This is a genomic window from Leifsonia sp. PARNA 1/14 (assembly GCF_055720965.1).
The window spans coordinates 23,114-37,117 of record NZ_JBVQSP010000001.1; the positions used below are offsets into that span (position 1 = coordinate 23,114).

A 14,004-nucleotide genomic window follows, 5' to 3' on the forward strand; every position below is an offset into this window, starting at 1 on the left:
AGGTGCGCGGCGGGGCCACCGCCCGGCGCTCGCGCACGCCGACGATGTCGGCAGGCCAGTCGTGCTGGTCCGTACAGTCTACCGGGTGCCGGCCCCATGCTTGCTGGGAGCGGATTCCCGGCGGGAGGTCGTAGACTGTCGGCCCGTAATCCGGAAGGGTGGTCGCGCGTGCAGGAATCGGAACTCGAACGTGAGCGCACCGTCGTCTCGGGGCTGTACGAGCGGCTGGACACGCTCAGGGCCGAGACGGAGGAGCGGCTGACGCGGGTGCGCCGCGAGAGTGTCGGAAGCAACCACCAGGCGCGCAGCGAACGCGACGCTTTCGCCCGCCTGTACGAGGACCAGCTGCTGCAACTGCGCGATGTGGATGCGCGGCTCGTGTTCGGCCGTCTGCTCCTCGACGCGCCGGTCGATGGCACCGACCACCGCTACATCGGCCGCGTCGGGCTGCGCGACGACGACCAGGTCTCGCTGCTCGTGGACTGGCGTGCACAGCAGGCGAGCGCGTTCTATCAGGCGACCGCGAGCGAGCGGATGGGCGTTCGGGCTCGCAGGCATCTGACGATGAACGGGCGCCAGGTCGTCCGTATCGACGACGAGGTGTTCGACGAGGCGCTGCTCGACGGCGCGACCTCGGGCGAGAAGGTGCAGGGCGAGGGCGCCCTCCTCGCAGCGCTCACCGCGCAGCGCACCGGCCGCATGCACGACATCGTCGCGACCATCCAGGCCGAGCAGGATCGCATCATCCGCTCCGACCTCCGCGGCGCGCTCGTCGTGCAGGGCGGTCCCGGCACCGGCAAGACCGCCGTCGCGCTGCATCGCGCCGCCTTCCTGCTGTACGCGAACCGCCAGCGGCTCAGCGCCTCCGGTGTGCTCGTGGTCGGGCCGTCGTCGGCGTTCCTGCGGTACATCGAGGCCGTGCTGCCGTCGCTGGGCGAGACCGGTGTCGTGATGCAGACCCTCGGCGAGCTGTTCCCCGGGGTGGAGGCCACGGCCGAGGACGCCCCGGAGGCCGCCCGGCTGAAGGGCGCGGCCACGATGGCCCGGCTGCTGTCGCGCGCGGTCCGGTCGCGGCAGAAGGCTCCCGACGAGACGCAGACGATCGTGGTCGACAACGAGCGGCTGGTCGTGCAGCCCGAGCTCGTGCAGCGGGCGATCGCGAAGGCGCAGCGCACGGGCAAGCCGCACAACGTCGCCCGGGTCACCTTCGTGAAGCACGCGCTCGGCGAGCTGACCGATCAGCTCGCTGCGCAGCTGCGTGCGGGAGGCTCGACGATCGACGAGGCCGACCTCCGGGTGCTGCGGGAGGACCTCCGCACCTCGTACGACGTGCGCGTGCTGCTCAACACGGCGTGGCTGCCGTTGACGCCGCAGAAGCTGCTGCAGGACCTGTACGCCCGCCCGGCCTGGCTCGCGGAGCTCACTCCGCGCTGGTCGCCGGAGCAGCGGCAGGCTCTCCTGCGCGACCGGAACGAGTCGTTCACCGTCTCGGACGTACCGCTGCTCGACGAGGCCGCCGAGTTGCTCGGCGACTTTCCCGGGCGTTCCGACCCGGCCTCCCGCGAGCGCGGACGGCAGCGCAAGCGCGACCTCGAGAACGCACGTGCCGCGATCCGCAACATGGGTGTGGAGGGCCTGGTGAGCGCAGAGCAGCTCGCCGATGGCTTCGCCGAGCAGGAGGACCGTGGAACGACCGCCGAGCGCGCGGCCGCCGACCGCTCCTGGACCTACGGTCACGTGGTGGTCGACGAGGCGCAGGAGCTGTCGCCGATGCAGTGGCGCGTGCTGGTGCGGCGGTGCCCGATGAAGTCGTTCACCATCGTCGGCGACATCGCCCAGGTGGCGTCGGCGGCGGGCGCGACGAGCTGGGAGGAGGCGTTGCAGCCGTCGTTCAAGGACGCCTGGCGCCTGGAGGAGCTCACGGTCAACTACCGCACCCCCGCCCAGATCACGCGTGAGGCGGAGCGCATCGCGCAGGACGCCGGACTGCCGATCACGCCGACGCGCGCCGTGCGGGAAGGCGACTGGCCGATCCGTCGCGTGGAGGCGGAGGCCGACGGCCTCCCCGTCGCAGTCGCGGAGGCCGTCGCCCACGATCGCGGCATCGACCGGAACGGCACGCTCGCCGTCATCGCGACCGTCGACGACGTCGAGGCCGTGACGGCCGCCGTGCGCGAGCGGTTCGGCGACGACGCGGCTCGCGGGGCGGCCGGGCTCACGCGCCCGATCTCGGTGCTGACCGGCTACGAGGCGAAGGGTCTCGAGTTCGACGCGGTCGTTCTGGCCGACCCGGAGTCGCTCGCCGCCGAGTCGGTGCGCGGCGCCGCGTCGCTCTACGTCGCGATGACCCGCCCCACGCAGCGCCTCACGCTCGTCGCCCGCTGAGATCCACCTCCCGAACCGGCGCTTGTCAGCCGGGGTAGCGCTCGCCGACGGGGATCTCGACGGGGAGGGTGTTGCCCGCCTGCGCGAGCGGGCAGGCCCACTCCGGGTCGTACGCGCACGACGGGTTGTAGGCGAAGTTGAAGTCGAGGACGAGCGTGGCCTCGCCGTCGTCGGCCGACATCCCCAGGTCGGCGCCCTTGATCGTGTCGATCAGGTAGCGTCCGCCGCCGTAGGTGCCGCCGCGCTTGCCGGCGAGGGCGTCCTTGATCGGCACGAACAGGCCGCCGCCGTAGGAGGCCAGCCGCCACACGTCGAGCGTGCCGGCGAGCGGCACGCGCACGGTGCCCAGGAGTTCGAAGGGCACGACGCCGTCGGTGCCGGTCTCGACGTCCATCCGCCTCGGCTCCGCCGGCGCGTGCACGGGCAGCTCGAAGCGCCAGTCGGGATCGTACGGCGACACCGGGAGGCCGGTGAAGCGGTCGCGGTCGTCGTCGAGCAGCGGGGAGGCCGGGTGCGACGAGAAGAGCTCGTTGCGGCACGAGATCCAGTGGGCGTGCGCGGCGGCCGGGTCGCTCACGGCGATCCGGCGCACCGACGAGTAGAGCGCGAAGACGCTGCGCCGCCAGTCCGCGGTCTGCACCGCAGTCGCGGCGCGTCCGTGACCCGGGTCGACCTCGGGTGCGGTCTCTGGGGTGAGGGTGCTCATGCTGCTGCCTCCGTCTCGGCGCCCTCGTCGGGCGTGGGGGGATCGTATGCCCAGGTCGGTGCCAGGCGCCGCAGGCGCACGCCGCGCCATTGCCAGAACGCCCACAGCCCGTACCAGGCGAGAGGGGTGACGAGACCGGCGCGCACGATCAGGCGGTCGCGATAAAGGGTCCGCAGGCGACCGTCGGGTCCGGGCCCGGCAGGGTCGGGAGCCACGGCCATGCGGTGGTCGAGGTGCGGCATCGCGGACAGGACGCCACCGGTCCCGCCTCCGCTGTCGCGCAGGATGCGGGTCGCGCTCTCGCGGGGGTCGGTGGAGCGCAGGGTGTCGAGCCGGATCGCCTGCGTGCCGACGGTGAACGCGCCGAGCGCGCGCACGCTGACCCGGTGCTCCTCGGTGTCCCAGACCGTCGGGAACCCGGCCGCCTCGTCCGACCGGAAGTCCACCCAGGGCATCGCGACCTCCCGGAACGCGGTGGGGCTCTGGAGGGCACGCCAGGCCGCATCGGGGTCGCAGTCGAGGATGAGCTTGAGAAGGACTCTCACCTCCCCAGTGTCACGCATCTCCTCACGCCCGGGCAGGGGAAGGGGGCATTCACGGCGCACTCCCGGATGCGGCGGGTCCGGCGTTCCGGACACGCACGGCCTCCGCCGCTTGCGCCGCCCGCCCCAGCAGCAGCGTCCGCTCCCGCGCGTTCGCGGTCATCGACGCGGCCCGTTCGAACTCGACCTCCGCCTCGGCGTGCCGGCCGACCTTGAAAAGGAGGTCGGCGCGCACCGACGGCAAGAGGTGGTAGGACTCCAGGGCGCCGCCCTCCACGAGCCGCTCGACCACGTCGAGCGCAGCGTCCGGACCATAAGCCATGGACACGGCGACCGCGCGGTTGAGCTCCACGACCGCGGAGGGCCGCAGCCTCGCCAGCGCGCCGTAGAGGGCGACGATCTCCTCCCAATCGGTGTCGCCGGGGGCGGGCGCGGTCGCATGGCAGGCGGCGATGGCGGCCTGCAGCGCGTACGGGCCGCGTCCGCGGGCGCCGAGCAGACGGTCGGCGCGGGCGAGGGCGGCGACGCCGCGGCCGATGAGGAGGCGGTCCCACCGGGTGCGATCCTGGTCCTGCAGCAGGATCGGCTCGCCGTCGGGCGTCGCCCGCGCGGGCAGGCGGGAGGCCTGGAACTCCATCAGCGCGACCAGGCCGTGCACCTCCGGCTCGCGAGGGGTGAGCTCGGCCAGCACGCGGCCGAGGCGGAGGGCCTCCTGGCAGAGGTCGGGGCGCATCCAGTCGTCGCCCGCGGTGGCCGAGTAGCCCTCGTTGAAGATCAGGTAGACGACCTCCAGCACTGACGACAGCCGCTCGGGGTAGTCGGCGCGATCGGGCACCTCGAAGGGCACGTGCGCCGCGCTGAGCGTGCGCTTGGCGCGCACGATGCGCTGCGCGATCGTGGGAACGGGTACGAGGAACGCCCGCGCGATCTCCTCGGTGGTCAGGCCGCCGAGCAGCTTGAGCGTCAGCGAGACCCGGGCGCCCGGCGCGAGCACGGGGTGGCACGACACGAAGACGAGCCTCAGCAGGTCGTCCTGGATATCCTCCTCCGCCACCGCGGCGGGGTCGTCGTCGTCCTGTTGCTCCAGGTCGCGGGCGAGCGCGGCGTAGCGCTCGTCGAGGCGTTCGCGCCGGCGCCAGCCGTCGATCGCGCGGCGTTTGGCGACTGTCGTCAGCCAGGCGCCGGGGGTGCGCGGCACACCGGTCTCCGGCCACTGCTCGAGCGCGGCGACGAGGGCGTCCTGGGCCAGCTCCTCCGCGAGCCCGACGTCCCCGGTCCAGCGGGCGAGGCCGGCGACCAGCTTGCCCGACTCGATGCGCCACACCGCCTCGACGGCGCGCCTGGCCTCGTCGGCCGTCGCGCCGCGGGAGCCCGTCGCACCGCGGGAGCCCGTCGCACGGTGCGAGCCAGCCGTGTCCTGCCCGTCTGCCACCAGCGTCCCTCCCACGTCTCCGGCCCCGCTCACGCGTCCGCCGCGGCGCCGCTCACGATGCGGCGCACCTCGACTCTGCCACGATCCAGTGGCAGGCGCCTCGCCCATTCGACCGCCTCTGCTCGGTCGGAGGTCTGCACGATCCAGAACGCCGACGCACTCGCGGCCGTGACAGGAGCGTCTGCGATCCGGCACGGCCCCTCGGCCCGGAGCTCGACGAGGAGGCCGTCCGCGGCGAGCAGCTCGCCCGCGAGCAGCACCCCGGAGTGGATCAGGTCGACCGTGAACCGCTGCAGGACGTCGGCCGCCGGTGACGCATCGAGCGGGTCGGTCGTCAGGACGAGGAGGTAGCGCATGCAGGTTCCTTCCGTCGCGGTGGACTCAATCGATACGTCGAGCGGCGCCGACGGGATTCGACATCCAGCGCCCGTCCCCGCTGCGATGTCGTACCTGTGCGCTAGAACGGGAGCATGGCGATCCGCTATTGGCTGGGCGTGGTTCAGCATGACCACGTGCTGCGCGGGGTCGCGGGCGGCTTCGCCCAGGTCAACCACGGCGCGCGCGCTCCGCTCGAGCGGATGGGCGCGGCCGACGGGTTCGTGTACTACTCGCCGCGCGAGTCGTATCCCGACGGCGATCCGCTCAAGCAGTTCACCGCGGTCGGGAGGCTGGCCGACGCCGACGTGTACCAGGCGACCCAGGGCATGCAGCCGGGCGCCGGCCAGCGCCGCAACGCCTCCGCCGACTTCGTCGCGTGGCGTCGGCGCGTCGACTGGGACCACGACGCGGTCGCCACCCCCATCCGGCCGCTGCTCTCCTCCCTCGACTTCACGCGCGACAAGCCCGACTGGGGTTATCAACTGCGCGCCGGGCTGATCGAGCTCACCCGGCACGACTTCGAGCTCATCCGGGAGCAGATGCGGCCGTCGTCGGCACGGGAGCGTGAGCACGAGCAGCGTCACCGAGCGCAACACGCGTCGGCCGGTTTCGCCGCCCGGTTACGCTGATGCGGTGAATTCCGCCAGCTCCGAACCGTCGACCGTCCCCGCCGCGCACCGCCAGGCCAAGTACCAGGTGCGGTTCGACTGGGCGGCTGCCGGCGCCTCGGCCGTCGCGGCCGACGCCGACATCGTCGTGTGGGTGGATGCGCTCGCCGACGAGCCGGCGGAGGCCGCCGCCGAACTGATCCCCGGCACGGGCTCCGTCGTGGCCGCGGGGCTCACGGACGCCCCCGCCGTCGCACGCTGGATCCTCGACGAGCAGGTGCGTCTCGGTCGTCGCGCGATGGTCGCGCTGGTCGCGGCGGGAGGCGCGACGGCGGAAGGCGGGACGCGCTTCGCCGTGGAGGACCTCCTCGCAGCGGGTGCCGTGGTCGATGCGCTCGCGAGCGTCGGCATCGACTACAGCTCGCCGGAGGCCGCTGCCGCATGCGCCGCGTTCACCGGCCTGCGCGGAGCGGTCGCGCACCTGCTGACCGCGTCGGTCTCGGGGCAGGAACGGATCGCCGCCGGCGCCGATGCCACAGAGCTCGCCCGCTCCGGGAGGCTCGGCACCGTCTCCGAGGTGCGGGTCCTGCGAGCAGCCTGAGCGCTCGATAGCAATCCGCAGTGCCGCCGGAATGTTCCGGTAGACCCGGGTGTTCACTGCGATCAGGAGGTTTCACTCATGAAAGCAGTTCTGAACGACACCGTCATCGCAGAGGCCCCGACCGAGGACCTGATCCGCATCGAGGGCAACTGGTACTTCCCGCCCGCGAGCGTGAAGTCCGAGCACCTGGTCGAGTCCGCGACTCCGTACACCTGTCCGTGGAAGGGCGAATGCCAGTACTTCTCGGTCAAGGACGGTGACACGGTGCTGCAGGACCGCGCCTGGAGCTATCCGACGCCGTACCCGAGCTCGTTCGACCGGGTCGGCAAGGACTACAGCAACTACGTCGCGTTCTGGAAGGACGTGCGCGTCGTCGACTGACGGTCGCCGGAGCCGACAGCGGCGATCACCCGAGCCCCCCGTGCGGCCGTCGCCCCTCCCGTGACGTGGAGGCCGTGGCTACCATGAGGCGCGTGGGGGGAGGCACGATGCATCGGCTGGGGTATCGGAGCCGCCCGCTCAGGGCGGCCCGCGCCCGCCGCGCGCTCGTCGCGCTCGTCGCGCTCGCCCTCGCCGAGGCCGCCGCACTCACCGCGTGCACCGCGCCGGTCCCCGCGCCGACCGCGACCCTCACGCCGTCGGCCGCACCGCGCCCCACCGCCTCGGCGCCGCCGGTGGCCGCCATCCCGTGGCAGCCCGGCACCCAGACGACCGTGCTCGAGACCGGTCTCGATGCGCCGTGGTCGGTCGTGCCGCTGCCGAGCGGCTCCGCGCTCATCAGCGAGCGCGACGACGGCCGCATCCTCGAACGGCTGCCGCAGGGCGGCCTCCGCGAGGTGGGCACCGTGCCGGGCGTCGTGCACCAGGGGGAGGGCGGCCTCCTCGGCCTCGCCGTGCCGGCGGTCTCGGCGCCGCCGTTCCTCTATGCGTACGAGACCACGCGCGCCGACAACCGGGTGGTGCGCATGCCGCTGACCGGCGTACCGGGCTCGTATGCGATCGGTGCCCCGGAGCCGGTGCTGACCGGCATCCCGAAGGCCTCCAACCACGACGGCGGGCGCATCGCCTTCGGTCCGGACGGCATGCTCTACGTCACCACAGGGGACGCCTCGAACACCGCGAACGCCCAGAGTCCGGCCTCCCTCGGCGGCAAGATCCTGCGGCTCACCCCTGAGGGCCAGGTGCCACACGACAACCCGTTCCCCGGATCCCCGGTCTGGTCGTACGGTCACCGCAACGTCCAGGGCATCGGCTGGGACGCGCACGGCACGATGTGGGCGAGCGAGTTCGGCCAGAACACGTGGGACGAGCTCAACATCATCGTTCCCGGGGCGAACTACGGCTGGCCGGTGGTGGAGGGCGTCGGCCACGAACCTCAGTACACCGACCCGGTCGCCCAGTGGCCGACCGACGAGGCCAGCCCGAGCGGCCTGGCCGTCGTCGGCGACACCGTCTTCCTCGCAGCGCTGCGCGGCGAGCGGCTGTGGGCGGCGTGGTCGACCGCGGGGCGAGCCCCTGTGACGACCCGGGCTTTCCTCGACGGCGACCTCGGGAGGTTGCGCGACGTCGTCGTCCACGGAGACAAGCTCTGGCTGCTGACCAACAACACCGACGGCCGTGGTTCGCCACGCGCGGGCGACGACCGGCTCGTCGAAGTCCCGCTCGTCCCCGCGCAGGACACGCGGCAGCCCGGGTAAACGGATTCGGACGACTACTCTGGAAGGAACCGCACGACCTGGGAGCCGACCCTGAGCATCATTCTCGGATACGATCCGTCCACGCTCCGCGAGCGTGTCGATCTGCGCGCCGCCGATGAGCGGCTCGACGAGCTCGGCAGCCTCCGGAGCCTGAGCGCGCTGAATGAGAAGACCGTCCTGCTGCGCCTGCTGGGCCGTCTCGACGAGGCGATCGTCGTCGGCAACGAGGCCGTGCGCCAAGCGCGGTTCACCGGTGACCGCGAGCAGCTGCTCGGCGCGCGCATCCGCCGAGCGCAGGTGCTGCAGTACCAGGGCAAGCTCGACGAGGCGATCGTCGAGCTGACCGGATGCGTCGATGAGGCACGGGGCCGCGACTGGATCGCCCTGGAGGCGTTCGCCGTGCAGAACCGCGGCAAGTGCTACTTCGACCAGGCCGAGTTCGAGAACGCACTGTCCGACATGACGGCGGCCGTGTTCCTGCGCGAGAAGCTGGGCGCCTCCCCGGCCGAGATCGAGGGCGCCCTCACCGCTGTCGCAGTGGTGCAGCGGTTCCTGGAGGCGCAGCGCGCGGCCTCCGGCGAGGCGGCTCCCGGCACGGACGACGGCGGCGGTCCGGCGTAGGATGCGGGTCATGAGTCGACCAGGGGATCAGCGCTGATGGCCGAGCTCGACCGCGTGCGCCGCTGGGCGGACGCCCTGATCGCCCTCCACCTCGACCCCGCCGTGTGGAGCTTCGACTTCGACAACGCGAAGACCCGCGCGGGCCTCTGCAACTACACGGCGAAGCGCATCACGGTGTCCCGCTATCTGGCCGCGCGGTATGACGACGACGACATCCACCAGATCCTGCTGCACGAGGTCGCGCACGCGCTCGCCGGTTCGCGGGCGGGCCACGGCCCGCGGTGGCGGGCGATCGCGCTCGACCTGGGCTACGAGGGCAAGCGGCTGCACGGCGGCGCCATCGCCGACGACCTCGCGCCGTGGGTCGGCACCTGCCCGAGCGGCCACACGCACTACCGCTATCGCAAGCCCGCCCGCGCGCTGGCGTGCGGGGCCTGCAGCCGTCGGTTCGACTCGGCCAACCTCATCTCGTGGGTGCACCGGGAGGTGTCGTCCGCACAGCGGAGGATGGCGGCGGCGGCCGCGACCGAGGCCCTCGACCCGCGCGGGTTCGAGCTGGACTGACCGGTCCGCTCCCCGGCCCCCGGACTCACGCCGTCGCGAACCCCAGCCGCGCGTCGAGCCCGTCGCGCACCGCCGGCCACTCCTCCCGCAGCACCGAGTACACCGCGGTGTCGCGCCAGGTGCCGTCCGCGCGCGGCTGCGTGTGCCGCAGTACGCCCTCGAAGGTGGCGCCGAGGCGCAGGATCGCGGCGCGCGAGCGCTCGTTCAGGACGTCCGCCTGCAGTTTGACCCGCTCGAAGCCGTTGTCGAACGCCGTGCCGAGCAGCAGTCGTTTGGTCTCAGCGTTGACGCGGGTGCCCCAGACCTCCGGGGCGTAGGCGGTCCAGCCGATGTGGGCGGACCCGTTCGGGAGGTCGAAGTCGCCGAGCGTCGTGGTGCCGACGATGCGGTCGCCGTCGCGCAGGCAGACGGCGGTGACGTTGCCGGTGTCCCAGGCGAGGTAGCCGAGGATGAACTCCCGCCACTCCTCGTAGGTGTCGCGATACGCCGCGAGTCCGCCGCCCCAGCCGCCCGCGAACACCTCGGGGTGGCCGATCGCGTCGTGGAGGTCGGGCAGGTCGTCCGTGGTGAGCGCGCGCAGGCGGACTGTCGCGCCCTCGAGCACGGCCGCGGGGTCGGGGCGGGTCGCGTTCATCCGCTCAGTATCCCATCCCTCCTGCTACCCAGCCCCTCGACGGCCGGCCGCCGTGCGGGGGCGCCGGCGATAACCGACTAAGGTAGTTCGGTGCCTACCGACGTCCTCCTGCCCCGCGAAACCGGACAGTGGATGGATGACTCCGACGGTCTGCGCTGGTGGTTCGACTCCGGATCGCTCGCCCTGGACTTCTCGTACACGGGCGGCCTCGACGAGCCCGACAACGCCGAATGGCGCTCGATCGCCGACGCGGAGGCCCTCGGCGGCTGGCTCCGCGGCCGCTTTCCCGAGGTGGCGGCCACGTCAGGGGAGCGGGAGTTCCGCGACGCGGAGATGCTGCGGGTCGCCATCGGCCGGCTCGCCCGTCAGGCCAGTCGCGGCGAGACCCTGGCGCCGGGCGATGTGGACGTCGTGAACCTGTTCGCGGCGACCCCCGACATCCCGCCGGTTCTGGCCGGGGGAGGCCGCCAGGCCGGTCGCACGCTGGCACGGCCGCACCAGGCGCTCGGCACCGTCGCGCGCGATGCCGTGCGGCTCTTCGGCCCGGACGCCGACGGCCGCATCCGCGAGTGCTCGGCCGACGACTGCCGGCTGGTCTACCTCGACACGTCGCGCAGCGGCAACCGCCGCTGGTGCTCGATGCAGCGGTGCGGCAACCGCGCCAAGGTGCGGGCGCACCGGGCGCGCGCCGCCGGTGCGAGGGGTGCGGCCGGTACCGCAGAATAGGTGGATGGAGCCCATCGCCGAGCGGCGCAGCGTCGACCTCAACAGCGACCTCGGCGAGTCGTTCGGCGCCTGGACGATGGGCGACGACGCCGCCATGCTGCGCCTGGTGACCAGCGCGAACGTCGCGTGCGGATTCCACGGCGGCGACCCCTCCACGATGCTCGCCACCTGCCGCCTGGCGGCCGAGAACGGTGTGACCGTCGGAGCGCACGTCTCCTACCGTGACCTGCCCGGTTTCGGTCGTCGCAGCATGGATGTGGCGGCGACCGAGCTGCGCGATGAAGTGCTCTACCAGCTGGCGGCACTGGCCGGGATGGCGCGGGTGGCCGGCACCGCCGTGCGCTACGTCAAGCCGCACGGTGCTCTGTACAACCGCATCGTCCACGATGCGTCGCAGGCGGCCGCGGTCGTGGAGGCCGTGGCCGCGTTCGACCCGACGCTCCCGGTGCTGGGCCTCGCCGGTTCCGCTGTCGAGCGGGCCGCTGTCGAGCGCGGCCTCCGGTTCGTCGGCGAGGCGTTCGTCGACCGCGGTTACCGTGCGGACGGGACCCTGGTGCCGCGCACCGATCCCGGAGCCCTCCTCTCGGACGTGAAGGCGATCGCGGCGCGCGCGGTGCGCATGGCCGCCGACGGCACCGTGGACGCCGTGGACGGCACGAGGATCGTCGTCACGGCCGAATCGCTGTGCGTCCACGGCGACACCCCGGGAGCCGTGACGATGGCGGAGGTCGTGCGCCGCCGGCTGGACGACGTTGGAATCGCCGTGGAAGCCTTCGTGTGATCGTGGGGTCGAACCTCGAGGTGACGATCCGGGTTCTCGGCTACGGCGACAGCGCGCTGCTCGTCCAGCTCGAGGCAGCCGGCGCAGAAGCAGCCGGCGCCGAACTCGACGTCGTGCTCGGGATGTACCGCGCTCTCGAACGCACCCGCCCGACCGGCGTCGTCGACCTCGTCCCGGCGGCCCGCACGATCGCCGTGCTCCTCGATCCGCGCGTGCTGTCGCCGACCACCGCGCGCGGCTGGATCGAGCGAACCGTACCCGAGCCTCCCGCAGCGGCGGCGGGCGACGTGGTGGAGCTCGCCGTCCGCTACGACGGCGACGACCTGGCCGAGGTGGCCGCGTTGCTCGGACTGACGCCGCGGGAGGTCGTCGAGCGGCACACAGCCTCCCGCTGGCGCGTCGCGTTCGGCGGTTTCGCGCCGGGCTTCGCCTACCTGGTGACCGACCACGACGCGCTCCGCGTGCCGCGCCGCTCCACGCCCCGGACCTCGGTGCCGGCCGGCTCGGTGGGACTGGCGGGCGAGTTCAGCGGCGTCTACCCGCGATCCAGCCCCGGCGGCTGGCAGCTCATCGGCCGCACGGAGGCCACCCTCTGGGATGTGCGCGCCGATCCGCCTGCCCTGCTGCGCCCCGGCGTCGAGGTGCGGTTCGTGGAGGTCACGCCGTGAGCGCCGAGGAGACTCGAAGGGTGCTGAGCATCCTCCGGCCCGGCCCGCTCGCGCTGATCGAGGATCTCGGCCGGCCGGGGCACGCAGCGGTCGGTGTGAGCCCCTCCGGCGCGCTCGATCGCAGCGCGCTCGCTCTCGCGAACCGGCTGGTCGGCAACCCGGAGCCCGCGGCCGGTGTCGAGATTCTGCTCGGCGGCTTCGCCGCACGGTTCGAAGCTCCCGTGTGGTTCGCCGTGACCGGTGCGCCCGCACAGCTGTTCCTCGACGGCCGTCGCGTCGACCCCCACGCAGCCGTCCAGGCGGGGGCCGGTGCCGAGCTGCGCATCGCCCAGCCTGCCTACGGGATGCGCAGCTATCTCGCGGTGCGCGGCGGCATCGACGTGGAGGCCGTGCTCGGATCCCGCTCCCGCGACACTCTCTCCGGGCTCGGTCCGGCGGCGCTGCTGCCGGGCGACCTCCTCCCGATCGGCGCGGAGCCCGCGACGCCCGTGCCGGCGATCGACTTCGTCCCGCTCGCCGATCCGGGGGAGGAGCCGGCGGAGGTGCGCGCCCACCGCGGACCTCGCGCGGACTGGTTCACCTCAGCCGCGCTCGATGCCTTCTTCAGGGTGGAGTGGCGGGTGAGCGCCGACGGAGATCGTGTCGGGGTGCGACTCGACCCGCCGCGCGTCCCCTTGCACGCGGTCGGTGTCCAGCCGTCGCCTCCTGTGCTCCTCGAGCGCGCGAAGACCGGCGAGTTGCCGAGCGAGCCGATGATCGCCGGCGCGGTGCAGGTCTCGCCCGACGGCCGCCCGACCGTTCTGCTCGCCGACCACCCTGTGACCGGCGGCTATCCGGTCATCGCTGTCGTCGCCGACCGCTCCGTCGACGCCTTCGCCCAACTCCGTCCCGGCCGCACGGTGTCGTTCCGGCACGCCTAGCGGGAACGTGCGCCGGCGAGCTCACTCGCGGCGGGTGCCGCTCTGGAAGATGCTGCGCGCCGGCGGAGGCGACGGCACGCTGGTCTGGTCGGTCACGATGGGCGCTCCGGCGGCGAACGTGCGCAGTTCCTCACCCGCCACGGCCTTGGCGGGATGCGGCCCGCTGGCCAGGAGGCGCGGCAGCCACTCCAGCGGCAGCGGCGAGTTCGACCCCACCAGCACGACGTTGCCGAACCGCCGCCCCTTGAGCACCTGCGTCTCGGCCAGCGCCGCCACGTTCTCCACCACCGCACCAAGGGTCGAGACCTGGCTGCGGGCGAACGACAACGGCGGCCCGTCCGCCACGTTCACGAGCACGATGCCGTCCGGCTTCAGCAGCGAGACCGCCGAGCGGTAGAACTCCACGCTGGTCACGTGCGCGGGGGTCCGCGCGCCGCTGAAGATGTCGACCACCAGCAGATCGACCTCCCCGCGGAGGCCGGCCGGCAGCTTGCCCACGACCTCCCGTGCGTCGCCGTGGCGGATGCGGATCTGCGCGTAGCGCGGCAGCGGCAGGTTCTCGCGCACCAGGTCCACGAGCCGGCTCTCCAGCTCCACGACCTGCTGCCGAGACCCCGGCCGGGTGTACGCGACGTAGCGCGGGAGGGTCAGCGCGCCCGCACCCAGGTGCACGGCGGTGATCGGCTGGCCCGGCTCGCCGATGAGGTCGATCACGTTGCCCATCCGCTGCACGTACTCGAA

Annotated in this window: 17 protein-coding genes; 11 read left to right on the forward strand and 6 right to left on the reverse strand. The window is 73.0% G+C overall.

The genetic code is table 11. The features are described from left to right. Window positions 1-168 precede the first annotated feature (168 nt). Window positions 169-2,385, forward strand: a complete 2,217-nt coding sequence (locus AC0HS0_RS00110) for a HelD family protein (RefSeq protein WP_472960805.1) — start codon at window positions 169-171, stop codon at window positions 2,383-2,385. Window positions 2,386-2,410: 25 nt separating this feature from the next. Here AC0HS0_RS00110 and AC0HS0_RS00115 read toward each other — a convergent pair whose 3' ends face one another. The 4 genes from AC0HS0_RS00115 to AC0HS0_RS00130 all read right to left on the reverse strand — a co-directional run bounded on the left by AC0HS0_RS00115 (window position 2,411) and on the right by AC0HS0_RS00130 (window position 5,421). Next, the gene (locus AC0HS0_RS00115; protein WP_472960806.1) at window positions 2,411-3,091 is read right to left on the reverse strand and encodes a DUF1684 domain-containing protein; all 681 of its coding nucleotides are present in this window, start codon (window positions 3,089-3,091) and stop codon (window positions 2,411-2,413) included. Further along, a complete protein-coding gene (locus tag AC0HS0_RS00120) occupies window positions 3,088-3,636 on the reverse strand; it encodes a hypothetical protein (RefSeq protein ID WP_472960807.1) in 549 nt (182 codons plus the stop codon). The genes AC0HS0_RS00115 and AC0HS0_RS00120 overlap by 4 nt, the downstream gene beginning before the upstream one ends. Before the next feature lie 49 nt (window positions 3,637-3,685). Next, window positions 3,686-4,957: an RNA polymerase sigma factor gene (locus AC0HS0_RS00125; protein WP_472962065.1), complete on the reverse strand. Its 1,272-nt coding sequence runs from the start codon at window positions 4,955-4,957 to the stop codon at window positions 3,686-3,688. Between the two features lie 137 nt (window positions 4,958-5,094). Next, window positions 5,095-5,421 (reverse strand): YciI family protein, encoded by a 327-nt coding sequence (locus AC0HS0_RS00130; RefSeq protein WP_472960809.1) that lies wholly within the window; start codon window positions 5,419-5,421, stop codon window positions 5,095-5,097. Window positions 5,422-5,535: 114 nt separating this feature from the next. Here AC0HS0_RS00130 and AC0HS0_RS00135 point away from each other — a divergent pair, with 114 nt between their 5' ends. From AC0HS0_RS00135 to AC0HS0_RS00160, 6 genes are all read left to right on the forward strand, one after another. Continuing rightward, window positions 5,536-6,072, forward strand: coding sequence for an EVE domain-containing protein (locus AC0HS0_RS00135; RefSeq protein WP_472960810.1), 537 nt, complete (start codon window positions 5,536-5,538; stop codon window positions 6,070-6,072). 4 nt (window positions 6,073-6,076) lie between these two features. Beyond that, window positions 6,077-6,652, forward strand: coding sequence for a 2-phosphosulfolactate phosphatase (locus AC0HS0_RS00140; RefSeq protein ID WP_472960812.1), 576 nt, complete (start codon window positions 6,077-6,079; stop codon window positions 6,650-6,652). 78 nt (window positions 6,653-6,730) lie between these two features. Beyond that, window positions 6,731-7,033, forward strand: a complete 303-nt coding sequence (locus tag AC0HS0_RS00145; protein WP_472960813.1) for a DUF427 domain-containing protein — start codon at window positions 6,731-6,733, stop codon at window positions 7,031-7,033. Between the two features lie 107 nt (window positions 7,034-7,140). Next, the gene (locus tag AC0HS0_RS00150) at window positions 7,141-8,349 is read left to right on the forward strand and encodes a PQQ-dependent sugar dehydrogenase (RefSeq protein WP_472962066.1); all 1,209 of its coding nucleotides are present in this window, start codon (window positions 7,141-7,143) and stop codon (window positions 8,347-8,349) included. A 231-nt stretch (window positions 8,350-8,580) separates the two neighbouring features. Further along, window positions 8,581-8,970, forward strand: a complete 390-nt coding sequence (locus AC0HS0_RS00155; RefSeq protein ID WP_472960815.1) for a hypothetical protein — start codon at window positions 8,581-8,583, stop codon at window positions 8,968-8,970. 36 nt (window positions 8,971-9,006) lie between these two features. Then, window positions 9,007-9,534, forward strand: a complete 528-nt coding sequence (locus tag AC0HS0_RS00160; protein ID WP_472960816.1) for a SprT-like domain-containing protein — start codon at window positions 9,007-9,009, stop codon at window positions 9,532-9,534. A gap of 25 nt (window positions 9,535-9,559) precedes the next feature. Here the strand turns inward: AC0HS0_RS00160 and AC0HS0_RS00165 are convergent, their stop codons facing one another. Further along, a complete protein-coding gene (locus AC0HS0_RS00165; protein ID WP_472960818.1) occupies window positions 9,560-10,168 on the reverse strand; it encodes a GNAT family N-acetyltransferase in 609 nt (202 codons plus the stop codon). Window positions 10,169-10,258: 90 nt separating this feature from the next. Between AC0HS0_RS00165 and AC0HS0_RS00170 the strand changes: the two genes are divergently transcribed. Genes AC0HS0_RS00170 through AC0HS0_RS00185 form a run of 4 tightly spaced genes read left to right on the forward strand, consistent with a single transcriptional unit; the run spans window position 10,259 to window position 13,263 of the window. Continuing rightward, on the forward strand, window positions 10,259-10,894 hold the full coding sequence (locus tag AC0HS0_RS00170) for a CGNR zinc finger domain-containing protein (protein WP_472960820.1): 636 nt from the start codon (window positions 10,259-10,261) through the stop codon (window positions 10,892-10,894). 4 nt (window positions 10,895-10,898) lie between these two features. Further along, window positions 10,899-11,675, forward strand: a complete 777-nt coding sequence (locus AC0HS0_RS00175; protein WP_472960822.1) for a LamB/YcsF family protein — start codon at window positions 10,899-10,901, stop codon at window positions 11,673-11,675. 20 nt (window positions 11,676-11,695) lie between these two features. After that, window positions 11,696-12,343 (forward strand): 5-oxoprolinase subunit PxpB, encoded by a 648-nt coding sequence (gene pxpB / locus AC0HS0_RS00180; RefSeq protein ID WP_472962067.1) that lies wholly within the window; start codon window positions 11,696-11,698, stop codon window positions 12,341-12,343. 20 nt (window positions 12,344-12,363) lie between these two features. Further along, window positions 12,364-13,263 carry a 5-oxoprolinase subunit C family protein gene (locus tag AC0HS0_RS00185; RefSeq protein ID WP_472960823.1) on the forward strand — a complete coding sequence of 300 codons (900 nt, stop codon included), beginning with the start codon at window positions 12,364-12,366 and terminating at the stop codon, window positions 13,261-13,263. A gap of 21 nt (window positions 13,264-13,284) precedes the next feature. Here the strand turns inward: AC0HS0_RS00185 and AC0HS0_RS00190 are convergent. Further along, window positions 13,285-14,004, reverse strand: a 720-nt coding sequence (locus tag AC0HS0_RS00190; protein ID WP_472960824.1) for a spermidine synthase, incomplete at its 5' end; no start/stop codon positions are given.

Coding starts and splice junctions, on each gene's coding strand:
- AC0HS0_RS00115 (WP_472960806.1), bottom strand. CDS start 3,091: ATGAGCACCCTCACCCCAGAGACCGCACCCGAGGTCGACCCGGGTCAC.
- AC0HS0_RS00130 (WP_472960809.1), bottom strand. CDS start 5,421: ATGCGCTACCTCCTCGTCCTGACGACCGACCCGCTCGATGCGTCACCG.
- AC0HS0_RS00135 (WP_472960810.1), top strand. CDS start 5,536: ATGGCGATCCGCTATTGGCTGGGCGTGGTTCAGCATGACCACGTGCTG.
- AC0HS0_RS00145 (WP_472960813.1), top strand. CDS start 6,731: ATGAAAGCAGTTCTGAACGACACCGTCATCGCAGAGGCCCCGACCGAG.
- AC0HS0_RS00150 (WP_472962066.1), top strand. CDS start 7,141: ATGCATCGGCTGGGGTATCGGAGCCGCCCGCTCAGGGCGGCCCGCGCC.
- AC0HS0_RS00160 (WP_472960816.1), top strand. CDS start 9,007: ATGGCCGAGCTCGACCGCGTGCGCCGCTGGGCGGACGCCCTGATCGCC.
- AC0HS0_RS00165 (WP_472960818.1), bottom strand. CDS start 10,168: ATGAACGCGACCCGCCCCGACCCCGCGGCCGTGCTCGAGGGCGCGACA.
- AC0HS0_RS00175 (WP_472960822.1), top strand. CDS start 10,899: ATGGAGCCCATCGCCGAGCGGCGCAGCGTCGACCTCAACAGCGACCTC.